We start from the raw sequence: 23,501 nt of genomic DNA on the forward strand, positions 1-23,501 counted from the left end.
TGTTGTGTTACAATTTATAATTAATATCCCAGCCAGAACGATAATTGCGCTTAACGAATTGATTAACGTCATCAAAATTAGTCACTTTCATCGCATTATTATCCCAAAGCAGTTTTATGTTTCGTCCAGGATATTGATCGTTAACTTTCAAATCAGCACCTCTAATAGCTAGATTAGCCATTAATAAAGCCTCTGTTAAAGGTCCGGCAATTTCAAAAGGAGAACTTACCTGTTTCTTGCCATATCCTGCCAAACATGCTTCTACCCATTGAGCATAATGCCCGCCTTCCTGTCCTGCAACCCTATCGTATTTCTTCGGAACATTTACAGTAGCCGTTTTAGAGGTTGGAAGTAAACGCGCATTTTTACCATACGTATCAGCTAATATTTTACCTTTCGTACCAATAACTAAAATACCGTTTCCGCCATCGCCAAAAATTTCATTTGGCTCTAACTCTGCTGGCCTTTCTGGTTGGATACCACCATCCATCCAATGTAAGGTGATTGGTCCCGTCGTTTTTTCCGTTTTTGGAAAGGTTAATGTAGCGTGGCTGGACGGTGGACCACTTTCGGGGAAATATCCACGTTTAAATTCATCCACATATACGGTACCAACACTCGCTTGTACATCCTGTACATAAGTGAGCCCAAGCATGCTAAAGGGCAATTCTAACAAATGGCACCCCATATCACCTAGCGCTCCAGTTCCGTAATCCCACCATCCTCGCCAATTAAATGGAACTAATTTGTCAACATAATCTTTTTGCGGTGCTGTACCTAACCATAAATCCCAATTTAATTCTTTAGGGATTTCAGCTTTTTGGGTTGGCCAAGGAATACCTTGTGGCCAAACAGGTCTGTCCGTCCAGCAATATACAGTATGCACATCTCCTATGATGCCGGCTTCATACCATTCACGCGCCTGCCTAGGTCCATCATTTGAAGCACCCTGATTCCCCATCTGTGTAACAACCTTATATTTTTTTGCAGCATCGGTTAGTATCCGTGCTTCCCACACATCATGCGTAAGTGGTTTTTGAACGTAAACGTGCTTACCTAGTTGCATGGCAGCGAGGGCTTGTATGGCATGATTATGATCGGGCGTTGAAACAGAAACAGCATCTATATTTTTGTGTTCCTTGTCAAGCATTTCCCTATAATCCTTGTAATATTTTGCTTTAGGGAATTTTTTCACGGAGCCTGCAGCACGCCTATCATCGACGTCACATAAAAACGCAATATCAGCTTTACCACTTCCAAAGAACGCATTAATGTCACTGGATCCTTTTCCTCCAGCACCAATACCTGCGACTTGCAATTTATCGCTTGGAGAAATAAAGCCTGTACCTCCCAGTACATGCCTTGGAACGATCATAAAACCAGCTGCAGCCATCGCTCCTGCCTTTATGAAATTCCGTCTTGATTCATTTGTTTTTTTACTATTAGTATCAGACATGATTTATAATAATTGGGTAATTAAAGATTTCCTTTTTTTAGCTCATTCACTGCAAAATCTGACGCTCTGGCTGTTAAAGCCATATACGTTAATGATGGATTTACGCAAGCAGCAGAGGTCATACAAGCACCGTCAGTTACAAAAACGTTTAATGCATCCCAAACTTGGTTGTTAGCATTTAAAACGGACGTTTTGGGATCTTTTCCCATTCGTGCTGTTCCCATTTCATGAATTCCTTGACCAAAACCATATTCACGGTCATATGTAAACACATCTTTTACACCTGCGGCTTCCAACATGGCTTTTGCTTCTTCGGCCATATCTTTACGCATCTTAACTTCATTTTCCTTTATTTCAACGTCGAAAGCAAGCACAGGAAGACCCCACTTATCCTTTTTCTCTTTATCAAGTGTAATCTTATTTTCATGATAAGGTAAGATCTCTCCAAATCCACCGAGACCCATCGACCATGATCCGGGTTCGCTAAGCTGATCCTTAAGTTCGCTACCGATGTTCATTTCTGCTATATTTCTACTCCATCCTTGCCTGCTGGCGCCGCCTTGGTAACCAAAACCTCTTAAGTAATCACGTTTATCATCTCCCACATTTTGGAAGCGTGGTACATAAAGCCCGTTTGCACGTCTGCCAAAGTAGTATTTGTCTTCGAACCCTTCAACACGGCCACTGGCTCCTACGCCGAGATGGTGATCCATAACATTATGGCCCAATTCGCCACTACTGCTACCTAAACCACCCTCCCAAACATCTGTTGCAGAATTCATTAATACCCAAGCAGAATTTAATGCTGAGGCATTTACAAATATCACTTTCGCAAAATATTCATAGGTTTGATTATTTTGGGCGTCTAGAATTTCAACTCCTTTCGCTTTTTTCGTGTCTTTATCGTAAATTATTTTGGTTACAATGGACCAAGGTCTAACTGTTAGATTTCCAGTTTTTACTGCTGCTGGTAAAGTAGCAGACTGTGTACTGAAATAGGCACCAAAATTACATCCTAGCCAGCATTTATTTTGGTATTGACAATTCACTCTACCATTATGTGGAACTGTAATGTTAGCAGTACGGCCAATAATAAAATGTCTTTTGCCACCATAAAGCTGCTTGATTCTTGCAGAGACATCCTTTTCAACGACATTCATATCCATTGGAGGCATGAAATCACCGTCAGGTAATACATCCAACCCGTCTTTATTTCCACTTATACCTGCAAATTTTTCAGCATAACTATACCATGGCGCGATATCCTTATAACGAATGGGCCAATCTATAGCAACTCCATCTTTGACATTCCCTTCGAAATCGAGATCGCTCCAGCGATAACTTTGCCGACCCCACATAAGGGAACGTCCTCCCACATGATAGCCACGATACCAGTCAAACCTCTTTACCTCTACATATGGACTTTCTTTTTCATTTACCCACCAGTTAAGGTTTGTTTCATTAAGCGGATAATCGCGTTTTAACACCGGGTAGTCTTCAATCATTTTCTGTGTTCTACCGCCCCTATGTGGAAAATCCCATGGGTTTTTATTCGGGCTTTCATAGTCTTTAACGTGCTCGATATTCATGCCACGCTCTAACATGATGGTTTTTAAACCTTTTTCAGTTAATTCCTTGGCCGCCCAGCCTCCGCTGATACCTGATCCGATTACTATCGCATCATATACATTGTCTGCCATAATTGATTTAGTTTATTTTGTTGTTTTAGTAGTTATTTTAGTTAGTTATATTAACTTAATATATAAGCTCCTTATTGTGTCTTATTAAACTTAAAGTTAAAAAAAGAGCGCTATAATGGGCTAGTCTCTTTCTTTCCCTCTTTAAAGAAAGCCAAAAATAAGACAAAGATTACAGCTGCAATTGATGCAGGCACAATCCACACACTTTGCCAGAAATTGGATACACCAGCTTCTTTATAATACTCTGTAATGAAGCCTGCAACCCAAAAACCAATTAACATCCCCACGCCATAGGTGGCTAATGTAACCAAACCTTGTGCAGATGATTTGTATTTTTCGCCAGCACGTGCATCTGTGTAAATCTGACCGGAAACGAAGAAGAAGTCATAACATATGCCATGAAGCGCAATACCAATAATAAGCATGAAAGACAATTCATTTGCATTACCATAAGCAAATAAGGCATATCTAATTGCCCAGGCTAACATACCGAAAAGAATAGTTTTCTTGAATCCGAAGCGACTGAAAAACACAGGAAGTAACAAAAGAAATAATGCCTCAGAAATTTGACCTATAGCCATTTTTCCTGTTGGATTAGGCAGACCAATATCTGACAGAAATGGATTCGCATTTTGATAATAGAAGGCAAGCGGTATACAAATTAAAATAGCAGATATAAAGAAAATAAGGAAATCCTTTTTATTTAAAAGTTTTAAAGCATCTAAACCTAAGATCTCCGATATACTACTTTTTTCTCCAGCCTCCCTCGCTATCGGTGGGGTTTTAGGAAGAATAAAACTGTATAAACCTAAGACTAGAGAAGCAATTCCGGCCATCAAAAAAGTATTTTTTAAAGCACCGCCTTTTAGGCTGTCACCTGAATCCCAATGAAATAGGTAACTAATAACCAGACCTGCAATTATCCATCCAATAGTTCCCCAAACTCTAATAGAAGAAAACTCCTTTTCAGGATTATCCATTTGTCTAAATGAAACTGAATTAACCAAAGCTAATGTTGGCATATAGGCAATCATATAGGCTAGTACATAAGGGTAGAATACGCTCACATTAGAAGCACTATACATTTGATACATAAGGAATGCACCCAATAAATGCAATACCCCCAATATTTTTTCTGCATTAAAATAACGATCGGCAATTAAGCCAATAATAAATGGTGCAATGATAGCGCCGAATGACTGAGTGGAAAATACATTGGCACTCTCAAGGCCTGTAGCATTTAGATTAATATTTAAAAAAGTTCCCAGTGTTACAAACCATGCTCCCCAAATAAAAAACTCAAGGAACATCATAAATGATAATTTAATACGTGTAGTTATGTTCATAATAAGGTTTAGAATAATTTTGTAGTTCTCATTCTGCAAAAATTGTTTTATCTGTTAATCTTCAAGTTATTATAATTAAATGTTAGCCTTTTAACGATACATTTTTGAAGAAACTGCTCGAAAAATGCTAGTTAAAATTTACTAAATGTAGGCGATTTTTTAAAAAAACCAAAATACGTTAGGAAAAATTATTTTTCTGGTGGAGCGCACCCTCGCAATAAGTAATCCAGATGAAAATGAATGGATTAACAGAACTAATTGATTATCAATATGTACAAAGTACACTAACTGGTTTTAAGTAAAGGAAATAAAACAGATTTATAACATTTTAGTTATAAAAAAAAATAAAAAAACCTGCAGATTTTTTTCTTATCTGCAGGTATAAAAAGCTAAAGCGTTTTTGTTGCTATTGTCTGCTGTTATAGTTAGGAGCCTCTTTCGTAATAGTAATGTCATGAGGATGACTTTCTCTCATACTGGCTGCACTTATTTTAACAAATTTTGCTTCTTGTAACTGACTAATGGTTGCTGCTCCACAATAATGCATCCCAGCTCTCAGCCCCCCAATATACTGGTAAACTATTTCCGCGAGCGTACCTTTATATGGCACCCTCCCAACGATTCCTTCTGGAACCAACTTTGTCACTACATCCGTTTCATCTTGAAAGTAACGATCTTTAGAACCTTTAGCCATCGCGTCTACGGATCCCATACCACGATATGACTTGAATTTTCTTCCTTCGTATATAATTGTTTCGCCTGGCGATTCTTCTATTCCTGCGAATAGAGACCCTGCCATTATGGTGCTTGCTCCTGCTGCTATAGCCTTTACGATATCGCCTGTTTGCTTTATACCACCATCTGCAATCACTGGTATACCACGACCTCTAAGTGCTTTAGCACATTCGAATACGGCGTATAATTGGGGGACCCCTACACCTGCAACAATTCGTGTTGTGCAAATGGATCCCGGCCCAATGCCTACTTTAACGGCATCTGCTCCAGCATCTGCCAAGGCAATGGCAGCTTCGGCCGTTGCTATGTTTCCTGCAATGACTTCTAGTTCAGGGTAAAGCTTTTTAACATTTTTGATCATGTCTATCACACCCTTGGAATGTCCATGGGCAGTGTCTACAGTTACTACATCAACACCAGCTTTAACAAGTTCAGCCACTCTATCAATGTTATCTGCAGAAACACCTACTGCAGCACCTACTAACAACCTTCCAAGCTGATCTTTAGCGGCATTGGGATAATACTTAAATTTCTGTATATCCTTGAAAGTAATCAGCCCCACTAAAACACCATCAGCATTCACAACAGGTAACTTTTCTATTTTGTGATTTTGAAGAATTTCCTCTGCTTTAATGAGATTTGTTCCAATAGGTGCTACAACAAGGTTCTCTCTTGTCATAAACTCACTTATTGGTCTAGCCATATCTTTTTGAAAGCGTAGATCACGATTGGTTACAATACCAACTATTTTATTTTGTTTATCTACTATAGGAATACCTCCTATTTTATTCTCTTTCATAATTGTAAAAGCATCTTTTACCAAAGCGCCTTCATGAAGGGTAAGCGGGTCTTGTATCATACCACTCTCTGAACGCTTAACCTTTCGCACTTCATTGGCTTGCGCCTCGATACTCATATTTTTGTGTAAGATACCTATTCCCCCTGCTTGAGCAAGAGCAATAGCCAGATCGGCTTCGGTAACGGTATCCATCGCTGCCGAAATCAAGGGAATATTTAAACGAATATTTTTTGTTAACTGTGTTCCGGTATCAACGTCACGAGGAAGCACTTCTGAGTAAGCTGGTACTAATAATACATCATCGTAGGTGAGACCTTCTGCTACGAATTTTTCTGGATCTAATTGCATGGCAAATATGTATAGGGGTTACTATTTGCCAGGCAAAAGTACGATTATTATTGATAATTTTAAGCATAAAGCGATTAAAAGTTCTGTTTTTTGTAAGCATAAAGTAATTTTTGATATTTGATAAAAGAGCACCTTTCTTTCGGGGCTTTTCACTAAATAATATCTAGGTTGTGTTAGTCATGATATTATCCGTACCTTTGCACCCTTTAATTAGCGAAATTCATTCCCTCACATGAGTACCTTACAAAAAGAGATAGATAAAAGAAGAATTTTTGGTATTATAAGTCACCCTGATGCAGGTAAAACGACGTTAACAGAAAAATTATTATTATTTGGCGGCGCTATTCAAAAAGCAGGAACTGTTAAGCGTAACAAGGCTGAAAAAACAGCTACCTCAGATTTTATGGAAATTGAAAAGCAACGGGGTATTTCTGTGGCGACGTCTGTTATGGGGTTTAATTATAAGGAATGCAAGATAAATATTCTGGATACACCTGGGCATAAAGACTTTGCCGAAGATACCTATCGAACCTTAACTGCTGTAGATTCTGTTATTTTAGTAGTTGATTGTGTAAAGGGAGTTGAAGAGCAAACCAGAAAATTAATGAATGTATGTCGTATGCGACATATCCCGGTTATGGTATTCATTAATAAAATGGATAGAGAGGGTAAAGACCCTTTTGATTTGCTTGAAGAGATAGAAAAAGAATTAAATATATCTACAAGACCTTTAAGCTGGCCTATTGGAATTGGAAGCACCTTTGCAGGTGTTTATCATTTATATAAAAAACAGCTTAAGCTATTCAGTCCGGATAGTAAGATGCAAATTACTGATGAATACATTGAATTGGAGGATATTTTAAGCGATGACCTTGATAAATACATAGGGCAAAAGGCCTCGAATAAATTAAGGGAAGAGGCAGAATTAGTTGAAGGAGTATATGAACCTTTTGACCTTTCACTCTATCGATCAGGGTATTTGGCGCCTGTTTTTTTTGGTAGCGCTATTAATAACTTTGGAATTGAAGAATTACTAGATACGTTTATTGAGATAGCACCGCCACCACAGGCTCGTGAAACAGATAAACGGATAGTTAAACCCGACGAGAATAAATTTACGGGCTTTATCTTTAAAATTCACGCTAACTTAGACCCCAATCATCGCGATAGAATAGCGTTTTGTAGAGTGTGCTCGGGTAAATTTGAGCGAAATAAATTTTATCAACATACAAGGTCATCAAAGAAATTAAAGTTTGCTTCGCCTACAAGCTTCATGGCTGATGCAAAGAGCTTAGTAGAAGAGGCATGGCCAGGAGATGTGATTGGTTTATATGACGCCGGAAATTTTAAAATTGGGGACACGTTAACAGAAGGTGAAGTACTTAAATACATTGGAATACCAAGTTTCTCACCTGAAATTTTTAAAGAATTGGAGAATACTGACCCAATGAAAACTAAGCAATTAGAAAAGGGTATTAGTCAATTAGTTGACGAGGGGGTTGCTCAGTTATTTATTCAGAACTTAGGAAGCAGAAAATTTGTAGGGACAGTTGGTGAACTTCAATTTGAAGTTATTAAATTCAGGTTATTAAATGAGTATGGTGCTTCCTGCAATTTTAGATCAATAAGTTTTACAAAGGCAAGTTGGATAACATCAAAAAATCAAGAACAAATTCAACTTTTAATGCGATCGCAAGCGAATCGTATTGCTTTTGATAAAGATAATAGACCTGTGTACTTATCAAACTCAAAATGGGATATTGATTCAACTATGAGAGATCATCCAGATGTTGTTTTTCATGAGACCTCTGAGTGGTAAGATCTACAGCTGAAATAAATTAACGCAGTGTTGGATAACTTAAAAATTTAAGTGTACCGTTACCTTGTATTTTAATGGTGTCTGTTAAATTATTTCCATCATTATTTTTAAGCTGTATGGTGATTTTGTTTTCTCCTAATTTAAGAGGAACGCGTGTATAGGAAATTTGGCTTGGTAACGACTGCCAATTACGGGTATCTGCCTTTTCAGATAGCAGACCGTACAATTGAACGCCAAATCCCAGTCCTTCTAAAAGTGCATTGTCTTTGCCATTTTTCCCACTTCCCTTTGCACTTTCTTTAAGCGTATATTCAGCAGCTTTTTTTATAGCTAATCTTGTAAGCGTTTTTCCCATCTCCTTCGCAAACCGTTGTTTCAAAGTAGCTACAGCAAGGTCATTAATATCTTCAGCCTTTTCAAAATAGTAAGTAGCACTGTCTGTTTTTAATGTAGCGTCTTGATAATACGATGGTTGTGTTACGTATTTTGGGAAAGCGACTCTTACACTATGTACGTCATTTAAGCTTGTCGACCCCCTGTAAACGTTTCTGTCTATCGGAATGAAAATTGTACCCGCTGCATTGGTAAATACAAAATCATTATTCGAACCCTTTACTAGAGAAAAAAATAAATCTTCTTGCTGTTTAACAGGCGCTACTCCATTTTCCCAAAATAAGACGAGCTCCCCCCCTTCTCCTGATGTATAATGTTTGTAAGGCATATTGAAAAGCTTTTCAAAACGCTGTAATTCTGAATCAAAACCGTTAAGGTAAGCCATTCTCATCACGTCGTATTTTAGGCTATTCGGAAGAGGTGTACCATAATAAACACTATCTGTTTTATCAAGATAGACTTCTACGGCATTCCTATAAGCTATAAACGCATTATTTACATCTTTATCATGCTCATAAATTAAACCTTGTAGCATTAACGAAAACGCATCTTTAGTGTATCTGTTCTTTCTATCGTTAAATTTATCTGTTTGCTCTTGTGATTGTAATGTTATTCTTCTTGCTTCAACAATAGCATCTTCCGTATTATTTAGATAAAGATAATTGAGCGCTTTATAGTAATGTATCATAAATTTTTCAAAATCTTCACCTTTATAGTTTTGGTTCATCGGATTAACTAAGGCTCCAACAATAGCATCTTTTGCATTTCCTAAACCGATCTCGAGTAATCTATCTGCCTCATTAAAATAGCGGTTACTAGCTTCATAGTCCTTGTTAAGCTGACTAACCCTACCCATTTCCATTAAATAAAGTAGTTTATTTCGTGGCTTCTTTAAAAGAGAATTTTTTACTAGATCTTTTTCGGCTGCTTGGTAATCTCCGGTGGAGATTTTTTTGTAATAGGAAGCTACCTTATCGTTATAACTTGCACATCCATATACAAAAAACATCAACAAAACAATTGTTGATGTTTTTAATATATGATTAAAAGATCTTTTCATTCCCACCTAGGCGTAAACTTGAATTTTAATTCTTTACGTATTTAGCTATTTTCTTTTCACCAATCCATACGACTTCATTTGTCTGAATATCTGTTAGCTCTAAATTAACTTGGTAATAAACTACTTTTTGTCGTTTATGTGAATCAACTATCGAATTTATTGATCCTTGCAGTATATAGTCAGCACCATTTTCCAAGCCAAATTTTTTCATGGTTGATAACGTGGCATTATCTTGTTGATCTGCCTTTTCGGCCCTTAGTTCTTCCCTCTTTTTCCCTCCTTGCACCAACCTAACACGTTGTGATTGAAGAAACGCTTTTTCTACATCCTTAACAAAGGTTTCGGCATCGATATGCTCGTGGCTTTTATTCTGCACCATGCCTACAATAACCACTGGTTTCTTGCCGGCCTGTTTTTCGAGATGATCACCAAGCCAGCTTGATCCTAAGATTGTTTTAGTCATTTCATCGGCTACCATTCGCGAATCGGTATTGTTCCAATTACCGCTTATATCAATGGCTTCATCTGGACTTACTCTCGTAACCTGACGTGCACAAGAAGAGATAAAAACAGTGAAAGCCGCTATAGCGAGGGCAAAAGTTAAGCGTTTTAATTGCATATATTTTTATATTTAATTTTTAAAGAAGTGAAATAAGTTAATACCAGTATCGTCCTGCTCCAAAAGTTACGGAAGGCCCCCATCCCCAATTATTATATCCCCAACCACTATAAAGGTTAACAGATGGATACCAGTCATTGTAATAAGGATTAACCAATCTTTCTTGGTGCCTTCTTTCTCTCCTTAAAGCCCTACGTTCTTGTTTTGCTTGATACCAATCATAAGCCTTATACGTCTGTTGTAAGGTGGCTCCTTGTGATTGTAATAAGGAATCAGCTAATACTGTATATTTTTTTAAGCTGTTTCCATATCTAGGATTTTGATCAGGTATATTGCCTACCTGTGCATAGCCCAGCAATGCCATAAAGGTCATTGCAAAGGACATAATATATTTTTTATTTTTTAACATAATGCTGTTATCCAATAGTGTTTTAAAAAAAATATACCTTTTTAAAGATGTTTGACAAAATTACCGTTTTGTTGTTACAAATGCTGATCGTTAACTTTTTTTTAACTAAATATCCATTTAATCTGCATCAATTTGACAATATTAAAACACAAAGGATTAATATGCCGTGAATTTTCTTTTTTATTGAATAGGCGATAAAAGAAATTTGTTATAGAAAAAGGCCTTACGGTAATCCGAATCATTATTGCTTATAAAAAACCATATGACCAGGAATATCTCCCGTAGTAAAAGATCTTAATAATTTGCCACTGGCATTATAATGATGTAATGTGCCTGAAGTGACATAATTTTTTGCATCGGTAATAAAAATATCCTTGGTTTGCTGGTTTACTGCTATCCCGTAAGGCATGTGAATACTTTTCTCACTACCATCAGTGATATACTTTTTTTCGAAACCTAAATCTGAACTACTGAATTGATTGTAGACGAAGGAGTTTTCCCTATTTATGTTACTCCATTCGGATGCGTAGGTATAAATATGCTCATCGTCTATCCAAAAATTACTAACAGGTGCGTTGAACTTACGAACAACCTCATCTTTTTGACTATCGATCATAAAGAAATTTGAGTGGGTATTATGTCCGTCCCCTCTTGAATTAACAAATACGTTTCCTTTATTATCTGCTTTAACTCGGTGGAGATTAATTTCTACATCAATTCTCTTTATTTCGTTGAATGATTTTAAATCTATCACAGAGACAGTTCTTTCGTAGGCATTTGGATTATATCCGCCTGAATTGGCTACATAAAGTTTGTTGTTTGCCGCTGCGACACCATCGGGTTGTCTTCCTACACTTGTTGTTCTTGAAATGGAAAGAGAAGCAGTATCAATTTCTACCACTTTACCATTTGGTGAGGCTGGGTCTACTCCAATGTTAGCATTATAAGAGCTCACATAAGCTTTACCATTATAAAAAGTAATATACCTGCAGTTAATGAGATCTATTTTTTTTATACGTTTTGCAGTTCTGGCATCTAGTACTTCTATTTTGTTTGATGCATTTACAACGATATAAAGCTTGCTTCCATATAATTGTATGTCATTTCCTACATCTCCTAAACTGAGTACTACGTCTGGATTTGCTCTTTTATATACATCTCTTTCATAAATACCTGTTGAGAGGTCATAAAAATCAAGCGAGGCTTTATTCATCGACATATTGCCTTCATTTAACAAATACAATCCATTGATAAAATTAAAGCCTTCTTCAGGCTGAGGCTCGAGTGATTTACGGCAGCCAAGGAAAGCTATAGAATAAAGCAATAATATGATAACTAATCTCAGTGCCATTTAATCATTCTTTTTGTATCAAAAATCTATCGTTGCCCTTAAACGATAATTTCTTCCCGGCATAGGAAAATTCCTAACAACCTCATATGGTTGATTTAATAGATTGTTAAGCTCGGTCATGACTCTCATTTTGCCTTGTTTTAACAGCGAAAAATCTTTACCAATTGATAAATCATGTGTATACCATGGTTGTAAATAGTTCGCAGTGATATTTTCTGCTTGGCTGTACCGTTCGCCTGTATATATAAAACTATAATTTAAAAATAGTGAATTAATATTCGCTTGTAAAATAAAAGATCCACTGTGACGAGGAATATAAGGAATTTGTTCTCCTTTGTTATAAGTCATTTTTCCATTAATTGTTGTTGCATTAAGTGCTTCTTGAAAGGTATAGTTTATTCCTACATCGAGGTTTAAACAATTTGCGACGTTCCACCCAGATCTAATCACGACGTCTACCCCTTTAATTTGAACTCTATCAAGATTATACATCGTCCATCTAAATTGATTACTCGCCGGAGTTGCAATTATTTTGTTCTTAACTATATTATAATAAGCATCTGTTTGTAAACTCACGAATTTAAGCGCTGAATGATAGGTCTTTGCATAGGTGAACCCAAAGTCAAATTGTTCCGTGTATTCAGGATCTAATAGCGTGGAACCAATTTCGGTATAATAAAGGTCATTAAATGTAGGCATTCTAAAAATATTCTTATAGAATGACCTTATTCGAAACGTTGGATATTCAAATGGCTGCCAAGATAATGAAACAGCAGGCGTAATTTCGTGCTTATCATCAGGACTTTGATAATATTTTGTTTTGTCTTGTACGAAAGTAGCTAATAAACTGGATTGAAGAGTAAAACGTTCTGTTTGATATTTTGTTGCGGCGGAAACTAAGGTTGTAAATCTAGTTGGATAAGAAAAATTATATAAATCAGCATTTAACTTATTCCATTGCCAATCACTACTCAATGCTACTGTCCATTCAGGTGTTATTAAATATTGATTAGCAAAAGATGCATATCCCTCCTGTTGATGATAATTGTTTTTTAAGGGGCCTTCAAGTTTAATGATATTAGGATTCGAATAGAAAACGTAGTCGTTAGCATATTTCAATTTTAGGGTATACGAATAGCGGGAAAATTGTTTTGTAAGGGATGACTGGATAAAGATATTGCGATCTTTTTGTCGCTGACCTAACTCGGGGCTTGTGGGCTTTAATCGGTTTTCAATTACAGCATCGGGTAATCCCCGTCCTGAATGATAGAAATATAAATGAGTTTGCCAAGCTCCACCCTTTATTTTACCATTTAATATAGATTCTATTCTGAATGCATCTATATCCGCATTCTCCCTTCTCGCTGTTGTGTCGTAATTAGCATCCGTCAGCCGAAATTTATAATGACCGTGGGCATTTAAATATTCAGTGCTTATAGATGCTGTTAAATATTGATTAATCTGTTTCTGGAATAGAAATGAAGGATTTATCAAACCAAATGAACCCGTTTTTATACCTGCTCTAAACTTTCGTGTCTCCCCATTTTCAAATGTAGGTGTATTACTAGTTAAGTACATAGAAGATGCTGAAGAATAAGATTTCGCAGGTTGTAACAATGTTTGCGTGTCACCATTATACAGAGCGATCTCATCTACATTCTCAAGCGAAAATTTTCCAAGATCAACCTGCCCGTTCTGAGCGTTACCTATTGCAATACCATCGAGAAATATTTGTGTTTGATTGCTTCCCATACTCCTTATATTGATAGTTTTTAGTCCGCCAATACCGCCATAATCTTTTAGCTGTACGCCAGACAGAAACCGAGTTGCATCTGCAACTGACAGACTGTTTAATTGCTGTAATTGTTTCTTTGACAATAGCTGTAAAGGAGTGGTAGATCTAAGAACTAAACTATTTTTCAAGGAAGATACGGTTACCGTATCCATTATAGTTTGCGCGTTTATGGGGTTAAACCCTATTATGAATAGCGTGCAAATTACACTGAATCGCCTTATATATTGAATGTTCAGCAAAGTTTATGGCGTAGATAAATCTTCCACGGATACAATTTCGGTAGAGAACTCTCCAAGCTGTCCCAAATCTGCTAGTATTCCTGTTTGAATCTTTATAAAATCTATGGCTTGTAAGTCTACTTTTTCACCATCACTATCTATGGCGTTATTAATATCTAAATCGTTTCTTCCCTCTAGGTTATCAGCATACCCCCACGCAAATGGTGAACTTGTAACAAAAGCTGATGTGCTAGTACTTACGTTTGTGTTTGGGAGTAAAGAGCCAGACAACATGTAAGCGTCTTTATCGATCCATTCAGGAAAATAAGCCTGGCGATGATCGGCGTTTAATCTTATTAAACCAGTGTTATCTTTATTATCTTCCCACCTAACACCTTCATCGGTCTGTTTTGGTTTGAAATAAGTTACTTCATAATTTTTTATATAACCGACCTTTCCATATTCACTACCTTTAAGCTCGTACCAGGTATCATCAGGTAAACCATTATTGTTTTCATCTTGCATTACCCACACTATCCCAGGTTCTGCAAATGACGCTTGTGCATTACCATAAACAGCAATGTCATTCATATCCTTTTGGTTGATAACTGCGTGATCAAATCCCAATACTATATAACCGCCAAAAGCACCTAAAGATACGATGCCGTCTCCTTTGCCTAAAATGCTTTTGGCGGCCTCTTCAGTACCAAAGGAAGCATCATTAATGAATTGACCGGGCGCGGGAACATACTCAAAGAGTTTAGTTACATATTTGCTATGAGTGATGTCTTCATCCGGCGAGTCAATATTATCTTTTGAACAGCCAGCAATGGCTAATGTACAAGATAACAAAAGCTGAATCTTCCCTTTTATCAATGGTTTCATTTTTGCAGAATAAAATATAAATATTTGGCTTGCAGGAAAGAGTTGTAGGAAATAACCGATGGCTTGAAATACGTTCCAAGTACGTTAGTCCGTATGCCTCAATCCACGAAAGCAAGGATTTTCTATATTTGGCAGGTATTCTGACTTGCTCCCTTCTATTCAACCTTCCCATCTCTATTATAGACAGTGGCTTAAAAAAATATCAGTGTTTATGGAGCTTACAGCTGCGGGACAGTTTTGGAATCGCACCAAATTCCCTTTTTCATTCCAATCTCTAAAAGAAAAGGAAACCAAATATGGAACAAACTTAGATAAATTTCCTTTATATGCAATATAATCGCGTTGCATATAAAAGAAATTATTCGTGTATGTCAGTTCGTAAGGTACTCATGAGCGCTAACGCGGTCTATCGATCTCTCCTCGCTATAGAGAACTTTTTATTGAGGAAATATAATAATTTCACCTATTCCCTTGTCTGCCCCTCTCCTTTTATAGTCCATTTATAAGAGGTAAGCTCTTGAAGCCCCATAGGTCCTCTAGCATGGAGTTTCTGCGTGCTGATACCGATTTCTGCACCTAATCCAAATTGTGCGCCGTCCGTAAAGGCAGTAGATGCATTTGCATATACAGCTGCTGCATCTACCTGGTTCATAAATATCTCAATTGCCTCTTTATCTTCAGCTATTATAACTTCACTGTGTTTTGAACTATATCTGCTGATATGTGTTAAAGCTTCTTGAAGATTACTAACAGTCTTGATAGACATCTTTAATGATAAAAATTCTGTGCCATAATGACTTTCATCAGCTGTTTTTAAGAGCGAAGATGGGTAGCTTCCAGATAATATTTTATGAGAGGCTTCATCTGCGAATATAACTACGTCTTTATCGGCAAGCGGCTTTGTTAATGCGCCTAAATCCAATAGACGTTCTTGATGAATCAACAGACAGTCAAGCGCATTGCACACACTTACTCTTCTTGTTTTGGCATTTTCAATAATGTTTTTTCCTTTATTTACATCACCAGATTTGTCGAAATAAGCATGGACTATACCTGCTCCCGTTTCAATTACAGGGATTTTACTTGCTGATCTTACATAGCTTATTAGCTGGTGACTCCCTCTTGGAATTAATACGTCGATATATCCAACAGCATTTAGTAAGGCCTCGGTGGCAGCTCTCTCTGAAGGAAGCAACACAGCAACAGATGGAGCAATATTAAATTTTTTAAGTGTTTGGTGAATTATTTTAACGATAGCAAGATTAGAGAACTCTGCATCACTCCCCCCCTTTAATACGGTAACATTTCCGGTTTTAAAACATAAAGAAAACACATCGAGTGTTACATTAGGTCTTGCTTCGTAAATAACGCTTACTACACCTAGGGGAACACGGATTTTAGACAAGCGTAACTTGTTCTCCAGTATTCTATTTTCTATTATCGAACCGATAGGGTTGTCTAATTGCACAACACTTTCAATATCATTGGCGATACTATCTACTCTGTCAATGGTAAGTTTTAAACGATCATATTTGGGGTCATCTAAGGACATTTTATTTAAATCCTTTTGATTTTCTTCTACCAAATTCGGGGCTTGTTGTCGGATCTCTTTAGCTAAATCTGTTAAAACCTGATTGATGGTTTGTTTTGATAAAGCTAGCATTGTTTGTTGTGCACTTTTCGCGTCTTCAAAAAAATGTAAATAGTTCATTCTTGCTCAATTAATGGATGGAGTAAAAATAATCGTAGTGAACTAATGGTTTCTGATTTTTGAGACCAATTCGTTCCCGTGCTTTTTCGGCACTATATTGGGTAATACCTAAACCTATGAGCATATTATCTTCTCCTATAATTCTCACGATATCACCCTTTTTAAAATCCCCAATGATGTCTATTATACCTATCGGCAATAAACTGCTTACTTTTCCGGAAGTGAGCACTTGACAGGCTCCCTGATTTAGTTTTACTGCGCCATTTGCCGCGCCTTCCGCATGGGCAATCCACTTTTTAGCTCCAGATTTCTTTTTTTCAGGCAGAAATTGAGTATGAAGCAGTTTTCCGTCTAATAGATCTAGTAATACATTATTTTTTTTTCCATTAGCGATGTGGACACAGATTCCTAGTTTGGCTACTTTTTTTGCAATTGATGCTTTTGTAAGCATTCCCCCTCTACCAAACGAAGATTTTTCAGGTTTAATAATATTATTTAAATCAAAGGCAATTTTATCTATTTTTTCGATGACAGAGGAAGTGGCTAATTTTGGATCGCCATTAAAAATACCATCTATATTTGACAATATAATCAAAGCATCCGCATTTAGCATCGAGGCAATAAGGCCCGCAAGTTCATCATTGTCTGTAAACATCAGTTCGGTGACTGAAACAACATCATTTTCATTTACAACCGGAATGATGTTGTGTTGTAACAAAGAATTCAAACAATTCTTCATGTTCAAATAATGCACCCTGTCACGAAAATCTTCTTTTGTAACTAACACCTGTGCACACAAAATATCAAACACCTCAAATAACCTTGAATAGGTATTAATTAACTTCACCTGTCCTACCGATGATAGTAATTGCCTGATAGTTACTGGCTGCTTCGCTTCTTTAGGTGTAATGAGACTTCTTCCCGAAGCGACAGCACCTGAGGAAACAAGGATAACTTCTATTCCATATTCCCTGATTTTAGCCAATTGTGTTACAAGTTGTTCCAATCGATAATAATCGGGTAAGCCGTCATCACGAGTAATAACATTAGACCCGACTTTTACAATAATTCTCTTATAATGGAATTCCATATGGATATCTGAATGCAATAAGCTTATTAATATAAGTATAACAAATTAACATGTTTTCATAGAATCTGGCAACAAAATATTAATAAATTGCAAATAACTGTGAATTTTCCCCAGTATTCTCACCAATAACATAATGCATTATCAGGAACAGAGACCTAACTTGGTCAGCTATGTGAACCATAATTAATGCTAGATCTCTTTTAAAAGTAGCAATGGAATTTTGGTCAATTCGATCATTCTTTCGCTGGCACTCCGATGGAACAGTTTTTCAAAAAAGTGATAGTTTCGAGCAATCATAATAAGCAAGCCTGCTTGATGTTCTAAAGCAAAATTTATTATGCCGTTGATCAAATCTTTATCGTCTAAATAATGAAATTCTGTATTCATATCTTCAAATAACTCATGGAGTTTATATTGATCTACTATGGTATCAGGATTGAAGTGCTCCGACTCATTATGATCAATATTTACTATAAGTAATCTAGTGTTCAAATCTTTGACGAAGCTTTTGATTATATTTGAAGGAGTAGTTTTGGCAACTTCTTTTAAGTCGCACGCATAAACTATGTTATTAAAAATCCTGTACGATGCTTCTTTTGGAACGACCAGCAAAGGATATTTAGTATCTCTTGCCATGGCTATTGCATTGCTTCCCATAAAAACCTTCTGCCATTTGGTTTTACCTGAAGCACCTATTGCAATGAATACATGTTGATATTGATCTGCTAATTTATTTACGCCCAAGGTAAGGGGTAATTCATTTGTTACACGTTCAAAGGTTACATCTTCCGTTATGTTAAGAAGTTTGTCTTCCAATTGCTGGAGTTTTTCATGGGATTCTTCTCGAAGCACTTCATACGTTTTAGGTGTATCTAATGGTACATCACTTACAGCCGGCGCAATCTCGTATGAATGATATAAAATAATTTTCCGAACATTTAAGCGTGGGGCCAACAATGTAATGTACTGAGCTGTATTAAACGCTGATTCGGAAAAATCGGTAGCAAATACTATAGCTTTCATAACTATTTTATTTATGATTAGGCTACTTTATCTTCCTATAACAAATGCTCGTTTTCCCTTGTTAATAATGCCCATTTTATACCTTTAGTTTTTGTCAACTTTCTTAGTCTTATTAATTATCAGCATGGGAACAATTGCCTGAAAAGATAATCCTTCAGCTACACTAAATAAGAAAAGTTTTTGGAAGAATGATCTATCTTGTTTCGTGAAAAGCACCAGTAATGAAGGCTTCATAACCGTAATTTTATCTCTTAAATTTCTTAACAATGTGTGCAACGAATTTGTTTTCTCAAAGTGAAAACTTAAGCCATATTCGTACATTTTACTATAATCTTGACTAATATATTCATTTGGAACCAACGAGATATCGGGGCCGAAATGTAATATTTCAACGGGGCTTCGTATTGGTCTGGCGAAAGCAAGGACTTTTTTAAGTTCTATTTCAAAATCCAATAAATCGGAAGCGTATACAATTTTAGTTATATCGCTAACTTTAAACATCTGAGGAACAACAATAACTGGTATAATAGATTTTGAAACTAAGTTTCCTGTATTAGTGCCAAATATTCTATCAATGCTTCCGGCTCCCTTCGAACTTATACATATATAATCGAATTGGTGATGCTTTTCAGAATAATTCAATATTGCACTATCAGCTCGCACACCTTGTATAACTTGCAATGTATAATTTTTTGGAGGCAGATCCATTTCACCATAAATTGCAGACACAAATGTTTCGAGTTTTAATAGATATGTAGATTTTTCTTTTTCATTATCAATGTAAGTCTTTTCTTCTATATCATGGCCCACATGATATGGGGAAGCATGTAGATAACTCACATAGATGAATTCCAATTCGGCACTCGTAATATTTGCTAAATGTATTGCAAATTGGATACCCGCTATTGAATTGGTAGAGAAATCTGTCGGAACTAAAATTCGCTTCATAACTGGTAATATATGCTGACAACTTAAAGTAAAGATAATATATTTCTAGGAGAATATTTTATTATGTATCGGGTTTGGGATTCTACATTCAATTGTTAAACTAACTTCTTAAAATAATATCTTTGTACGAATTTTAAGAAACAAATAGCATCTATATTTATGAAAAAGCCAGGGGCTAACAGAAGAGAAAAGATAATGAGTGCAGCGCTTCTGTTGTTTTCTGCAAAAGGCTATGCTGATACTTCAACAAAATTGATAGCGAAAGAGGCAAATGTTTCTGAGGCACTCATTTTTAAGCATTTTGAGAATAAAGATAAGCTTCTTTTTCATCTTATCAAATCGGGTTACCGAAGAGTTCTTGCACAAAATAAGGGCATGCTCACTTATAGTGACCCTAGTTCTTTTTTGAAAAACATGATTGACTTACCAAGAAAGCTCGTTAGTGAGGAGCCACTTTTTTGGCGGTTGCAGGAGAGGCTTTCGCATCACGATTTTTCAAAGCAGCAGCATTATCATTTTATGAAACCTGTTAATACCATTGTTAATAAAGCATTCACAGAACTAGGGATGTTAAACCCTGACCTGGAAACTCAATTTCTATTATTAATAATTGATACTATGTGGAAGAAAGAGGCCGTTGGTGATTTGGAAAACATCGCAGCACTAGCGGAGCTAATAAAAACGAAATATGGCTTGCAATAAAACGGTGTTCTTCATAAAGGTGAGTGTTCACTTACTTATTTTTCATTTATATTTTTGTAATTGGGTTTTAACTATTACATTTGCCTAACTAATCAATTATAAAACTAAGAATTATACATATAAAGTCGTGAATTTTACTAGTCCTCAATTTAGTAAGATTCGCGATTTTCCTTTGTTAAAAGCCTTCGATTATTAAACGCTAAATTCCCGTATATATTTTGTCTGATAAATTATTAATATAAGCTCTGTTTCGAGCCAGAGGGAATAGTGCGAAGTTAAGGCTATAATTTCGGTATCTTTATTTGGACGCTAGTAGCGTTTTCATTATTTAAACAGAAAAACTGGCTCCTCATATTTCTTTTGTTCGTCTTGTGTATATGATAGCGAATTAATTTCTCTTCTTAACTGCTTGTTCAAAACAATCTCATTATCTTGTTCTGTAAAGCTGCGATTTCCAACATTACGTATTTCGTCTAAATGAAGAAACAATCCTTTTAATGCTTTATAAATATTCCTTAAATATTTTTCGTTTGTGGAGCAAAGATCACTTGTTGTCAGATCACCTACATCCTGAAAGTGCAATTCTGTTATTTTTCCATTAGTAATTGCTGCAGTGAATTCGTGGGTGTCTGGAAAATCCCATTTAAGCTCATGAATGGTAGTAGTTGTTATTTCCATTGCCTTTGATTTATAGTTAATAATGTATTTTATAGTTCAAAAGTCTATATATTAATTATTTAGGGTAATGCAATATCTATACCAGTATTGCTTTTTTTTGAAAAAGTGTCCTATCTTCACAATAAATATGTTCTTTTTTTGTTATTTATATACATTATGTGGATATTTAAAAGCTTTAAGACAAAAATTAATGAATCATCCAAACCGACCATAAAATAATGAATTTTAAAAAAAGTACAGCTAGTATACTTTTGATATTACTTATTGTATTAATTGGAGGAGTAGTTTTCCTTTCAGGCTTTGAAACGGAAGCAACGAGAGACGAAATCAATCAGAAAATAGCTGCTGAACAACAAAAGATAACACATCAACCGTCACCTAAATTATTCAACCTTGCTATTGATTCATTTAATGTTGATCAAAAGAAAATAGAGAGGAACGAATTCCTTTCAAATATTTTGGAAAATTATCAGGTTGATCCAATAGCGATTGCTAACCTGGTTGAAAAATCAAGGAAAATTTTTAATGTTAGAAAAATTACTGCTGGTAATCCATATACGATTCTTAGCTATAAAAATAAACCTGAAAAGGCCGCTTATTTTATTTACCAACCAAATGCCATTGACTATATAGTATATGATTTACGTGACACGCTTAATGTATACGCTGGTAAAAAGAATGTAGTAACAAAAGTGGAAACATTGGCGAGCACTATTAATAACTCACTTTATGATGCGCTACAACGTAACGGTGGTGATCCTCTATTGGCCATGCAATTGGCTTCTATTTACGGGTGGGCAATAGATTTTTATAACATAAGTGAAGACGACTGGTTTAAAATTCAATATGAAAGACAATATGTAGAAGATAAACCGGTAGGACCTGGAAGGATAAAAGCAGCTATTTTTTCTCATAAGGGTAAAGAATTATCTGCTTTCTATTTTCAACCTGATAGCTTATCAAAAGGAGAATATTATGATGAAAATGGCAATAGTGTGAAGAGGATGTTTTTGAAAGCTCCATTAAAATTCAGTAGAATAACCTCAAAATATACAAGAAGGCGTTTGCATCCTGTTCAGAAAATTTGGAAAGCGCATTTGGGCACAGATTACGCTGCTCCTAGCGGCACTCCTATTATTGCAACGGGCAATGGCATTGTGCTTGATTCTAAGTTTTCTAAATTTAATGGAAACTATGTAAAAATTAAACACAATGGCACTTACACTACTCAATATTTGCATATGAGCAAAAGAGCTGTTCGACAAGGACAACGTGTGCAGCAGGGGCAAATAATTGGGTATGTAGGAAGTACCGGCCTAGCTACAGGACCTCATGTATGTTACAGGTTTTGGAAGGATGGTAGACAGGTGGATGCATTAAAGCAAAATTTTCGGGAGACTATTCCACTGGAAAAACAACATTTAGCGATTTTTAAGAAGAATGTACAGCAAAAACAGGAAACTTTGTCGTCTTTAAACGTGTTAAATGAACAAGAGCTCACTGCTAATAACCAGAAAGTTGATGAGCGTGAGCCTGCTTTATAAAAACATAGCGTTTGTTATGTACCCCTAAATATTTTCTATATAGACAATTGGAGCTTTTTTGTTCTATTTTCGTTCCTAATTTATTGTACGCTTTTTTGTACACATACTCAGCAAATTTCTAATGTGTATGCATATTGTCTTTGATTTATCTTTACACCTCAACAATACTTTCTCGCTAGTTACTTCTTATTTATTACAGGGGCTTTCTAGATTTTATCTATGCCAAGTCCGGTATTTTTATGTAAAACCTAGTATCATATTGGACTCAATACGGACTCACCATGGACTCACATAGAAGAAAGCACCTAGCAAACTAGTCTTTGGTATTTTCACGCTTAGAAGAAATTTCGTGTTTTTTTATAAGTATTTGAAAGGATCATAAAGGTAAAGGTAATATAAGAATTTACAAGTTAAATTTGGAAAACAGCAGCTAAACACGGGTTGCGCGGATATAATATCCGATAGCCACAAATACAATATACCTTTGTATTTTATTCAAGTTAAAATTTTCCCAATTTTATAAAAATCTACTTATAGCACAATGTCTTACATACCAGCAGCATTTGGTGCGGTAGTAGCCTCTGTTACTATTAAGGATTTGATGGGTATTAGTAAATGCTTCTTTTCTATTTAAAAGGCCTCCTGGAGATTGGAGGCCTTTTTTTATTATTAAAAAAAAGTGGCCGGATGGCCTTAGACATAGGGACAACAAATATACTAAATCTCTTTATATATTTCATATTTATAACATTTATTTCATATTTATAAAAAAATAAACTAAAGGGTACTATAATAGATAACCAAGAGGTTACAACGACCATAGGTAATATAAAAATAATTTATTAGTTAAATTGTTGTTTCAGGTGTAAAAA

At 35.9% G+C, this 23,501-nt stretch carries 18 protein-coding genes and 1 riboswitch; of the genes, 3 read left to right on the plus strand and 15 right to left on the minus strand.

The window, feature by feature from the left end; translation table 11 throughout:
- Window positions 1–7: 7 nt before the first annotated feature.
- From BMY50_RS03950 to guaB, 4 genes are all read right to left on the minus strand, one after another.
- On the minus strand, window positions 8–1,456 hold the full coding sequence (locus BMY50_RS03950; protein WP_093318617.1) for a Gfo/Idh/MocA family protein: 1,449 nt from the start codon (window positions 1,454–1,456) through the stop codon (window positions 8–10).
- 20 nt (window positions 1,457–1,476) lie between these two features.
- Window positions 1,477–3,156, minus strand: coding sequence for a GMC oxidoreductase (locus tag BMY50_RS03955; RefSeq protein ID WP_093318620.1), 1,680 nt, complete (start codon window positions 3,154–3,156; stop codon window positions 1,477–1,479).
- 110 nt (window positions 3,157–3,266) lie between these two features.
- On the minus strand, window positions 3,267–4,502 hold the full coding sequence (locus tag BMY50_RS03960) for a nucleoside permease (RefSeq protein WP_093318621.1): 1,236 nt from the start codon (window positions 4,500–4,502) through the stop codon (window positions 3,267–3,269).
- A 406-nt stretch (window positions 4,503–4,908) separates the two neighbouring features.
- A complete protein-coding gene (gene guaB / locus BMY50_RS03965) occupies window positions 4,909–6,384 on the minus strand; it encodes an IMP dehydrogenase (protein ID WP_093318622.1) in 1,476 nt (491 codons plus the stop codon).
- Window positions 6,385–6,616: 232 nt separating this feature from the next.
- Here guaB and BMY50_RS03970 point away from each other — a divergent pair, with 232 nt between their 5' ends.
- Window positions 6,617–8,203, plus strand: coding sequence for a peptide chain release factor 3 (locus BMY50_RS03970; RefSeq protein WP_093318623.1), 1,587 nt, complete (start codon window positions 6,617–6,619; stop codon window positions 8,201–8,203).
- A 19-nt stretch (window positions 8,204–8,222) separates the two neighbouring features.
- On the opposite strand, the gene BMY50_RS03975 is transcribed toward BMY50_RS03970, so the two are convergent.
- The 10 genes from BMY50_RS03975 to BMY50_RS04020 form a co-directional block, all read right to left on the minus strand.
- The gene (locus tag BMY50_RS03975) at window positions 8,223–9,656 is read right to left on the minus strand and encodes a COG3014 family protein (RefSeq protein ID WP_093318625.1); all 1,434 of its coding nucleotides are present in this window, start codon (window positions 9,654–9,656) and stop codon (window positions 8,223–8,225) included.
- Window positions 9,657–9,681: 25 nt separating this feature from the next.
- Window positions 9,682–10,275: a penicillin-binding protein activator LpoB gene (locus BMY50_RS03980; RefSeq protein WP_093318627.1), complete on the minus strand. Its 594-nt coding sequence runs from the start codon at window positions 10,273–10,275 to the stop codon at window positions 9,682–9,684.
- Between the two features lie 37 nt (window positions 10,276–10,312).
- Window positions 10,313–10,660: a hypothetical protein gene (locus BMY50_RS03985; protein ID WP_139202198.1), complete on the minus strand. Its 348-nt coding sequence runs from the start codon at window positions 10,658–10,660 to the stop codon at window positions 10,313–10,315.
- A gap of 265 nt (window positions 10,661–10,925) precedes the next feature.
- A complete protein-coding gene (locus BMY50_RS03990; RefSeq protein WP_093318631.1) occupies window positions 10,926–12,035 on the minus strand; it encodes a YncE family protein in 1,110 nt (369 codons plus the stop codon).
- Between the two features lie 18 nt (window positions 12,036–12,053).
- Entirely contained in the window at window positions 12,054–13,982 is a 1,929-nt protein-coding gene (locus tag BMY50_RS03995) for a TonB-dependent receptor plug domain-containing protein (protein ID WP_093318634.1), read from the minus strand.
- Window positions 13,983–14,072: 90 nt separating this feature from the next.
- Window positions 14,073–14,933: a cell surface protein gene (locus BMY50_RS04000; protein WP_093318640.1), complete on the minus strand. Its 861-nt coding sequence runs from the start codon at window positions 14,931–14,933 to the stop codon at window positions 14,073–14,075.
- A gap of 113 nt (window positions 14,934–15,046) precedes the next feature.
- A riboswitch (cobalamin riboswitch) is annotated at window positions 15,047–15,243 on the minus strand.
- Window positions 15,244–15,396: 153 nt separating this feature from the next.
- Entirely contained in the window at window positions 15,397–16,644 is a 1,248-nt protein-coding gene (locus BMY50_RS04005; RefSeq protein ID WP_093318642.1) for a glutamate-5-semialdehyde dehydrogenase, read from the minus strand.
- A 10-nt stretch (window positions 16,645–16,654) separates the two neighbouring features.
- Window positions 16,655–17,734 (minus strand): glutamate 5-kinase, encoded by a 1,080-nt coding sequence (gene proB / locus BMY50_RS04010; RefSeq protein ID WP_093318644.1) that lies wholly within the window; start codon window positions 17,732–17,734, stop codon window positions 16,655–16,657.
- A 189-nt stretch (window positions 17,735–17,923) separates the two neighbouring features.
- Window positions 17,924–18,757: a universal stress protein gene (locus tag BMY50_RS04015; protein ID WP_093318646.1), complete on the minus strand. Its 834-nt coding sequence runs from the start codon at window positions 18,755–18,757 to the stop codon at window positions 17,924–17,926.
- An 84-nt stretch (window positions 18,758–18,841) separates the two neighbouring features.
- Window positions 18,842–19,705: a universal stress protein gene (locus tag BMY50_RS04020; RefSeq protein WP_093318649.1), complete on the minus strand. Its 864-nt coding sequence runs from the start codon at window positions 19,703–19,705 to the stop codon at window positions 18,842–18,844.
- Between the two features lie 159 nt (window positions 19,706–19,864).
- Here BMY50_RS04020 and BMY50_RS04025 point away from each other — a divergent pair, with 159 nt between their 5' ends.
- Window positions 19,865–20,407 (plus strand): TetR/AcrR family transcriptional regulator, encoded by a 543-nt coding sequence (locus BMY50_RS04025; protein ID WP_093318652.1) that lies wholly within the window; start codon window positions 19,865–19,867, stop codon window positions 20,405–20,407.
- A gap of 324 nt (window positions 20,408–20,731) precedes the next feature.
- Here BMY50_RS04025 and BMY50_RS28295 read toward each other — a convergent pair whose 3' ends face one another.
- On the minus strand, window positions 20,732–21,085 hold the full coding sequence (locus BMY50_RS28295; protein ID WP_202907731.1) for a hypothetical protein: 354 nt from the start codon (window positions 21,083–21,085) through the stop codon (window positions 20,732–20,734).
- Between the two features lie 218 nt (window positions 21,086–21,303).
- On the opposite strand from BMY50_RS28295, the gene BMY50_RS04035 reads away from it, so the two are divergent.
- Window positions 21,304–22,629 (plus strand): M23 family metallopeptidase, encoded by a 1,326-nt coding sequence (locus tag BMY50_RS04035; protein WP_093318654.1) that lies wholly within the window; start codon window positions 21,304–21,306, stop codon window positions 22,627–22,629.
- The last annotated feature ends 872 nt before the right edge of the window (window positions 22,630–23,501 follow it).

The organism is Olivibacter domesticus (assembly GCF_900109575.1).
In the GTDB taxonomy this organism is placed as follows: Bacteria; Bacteroidota; Bacteroidia; order Sphingobacteriales; family Sphingobacteriaceae; genus Olivibacter; species Olivibacter domesticus.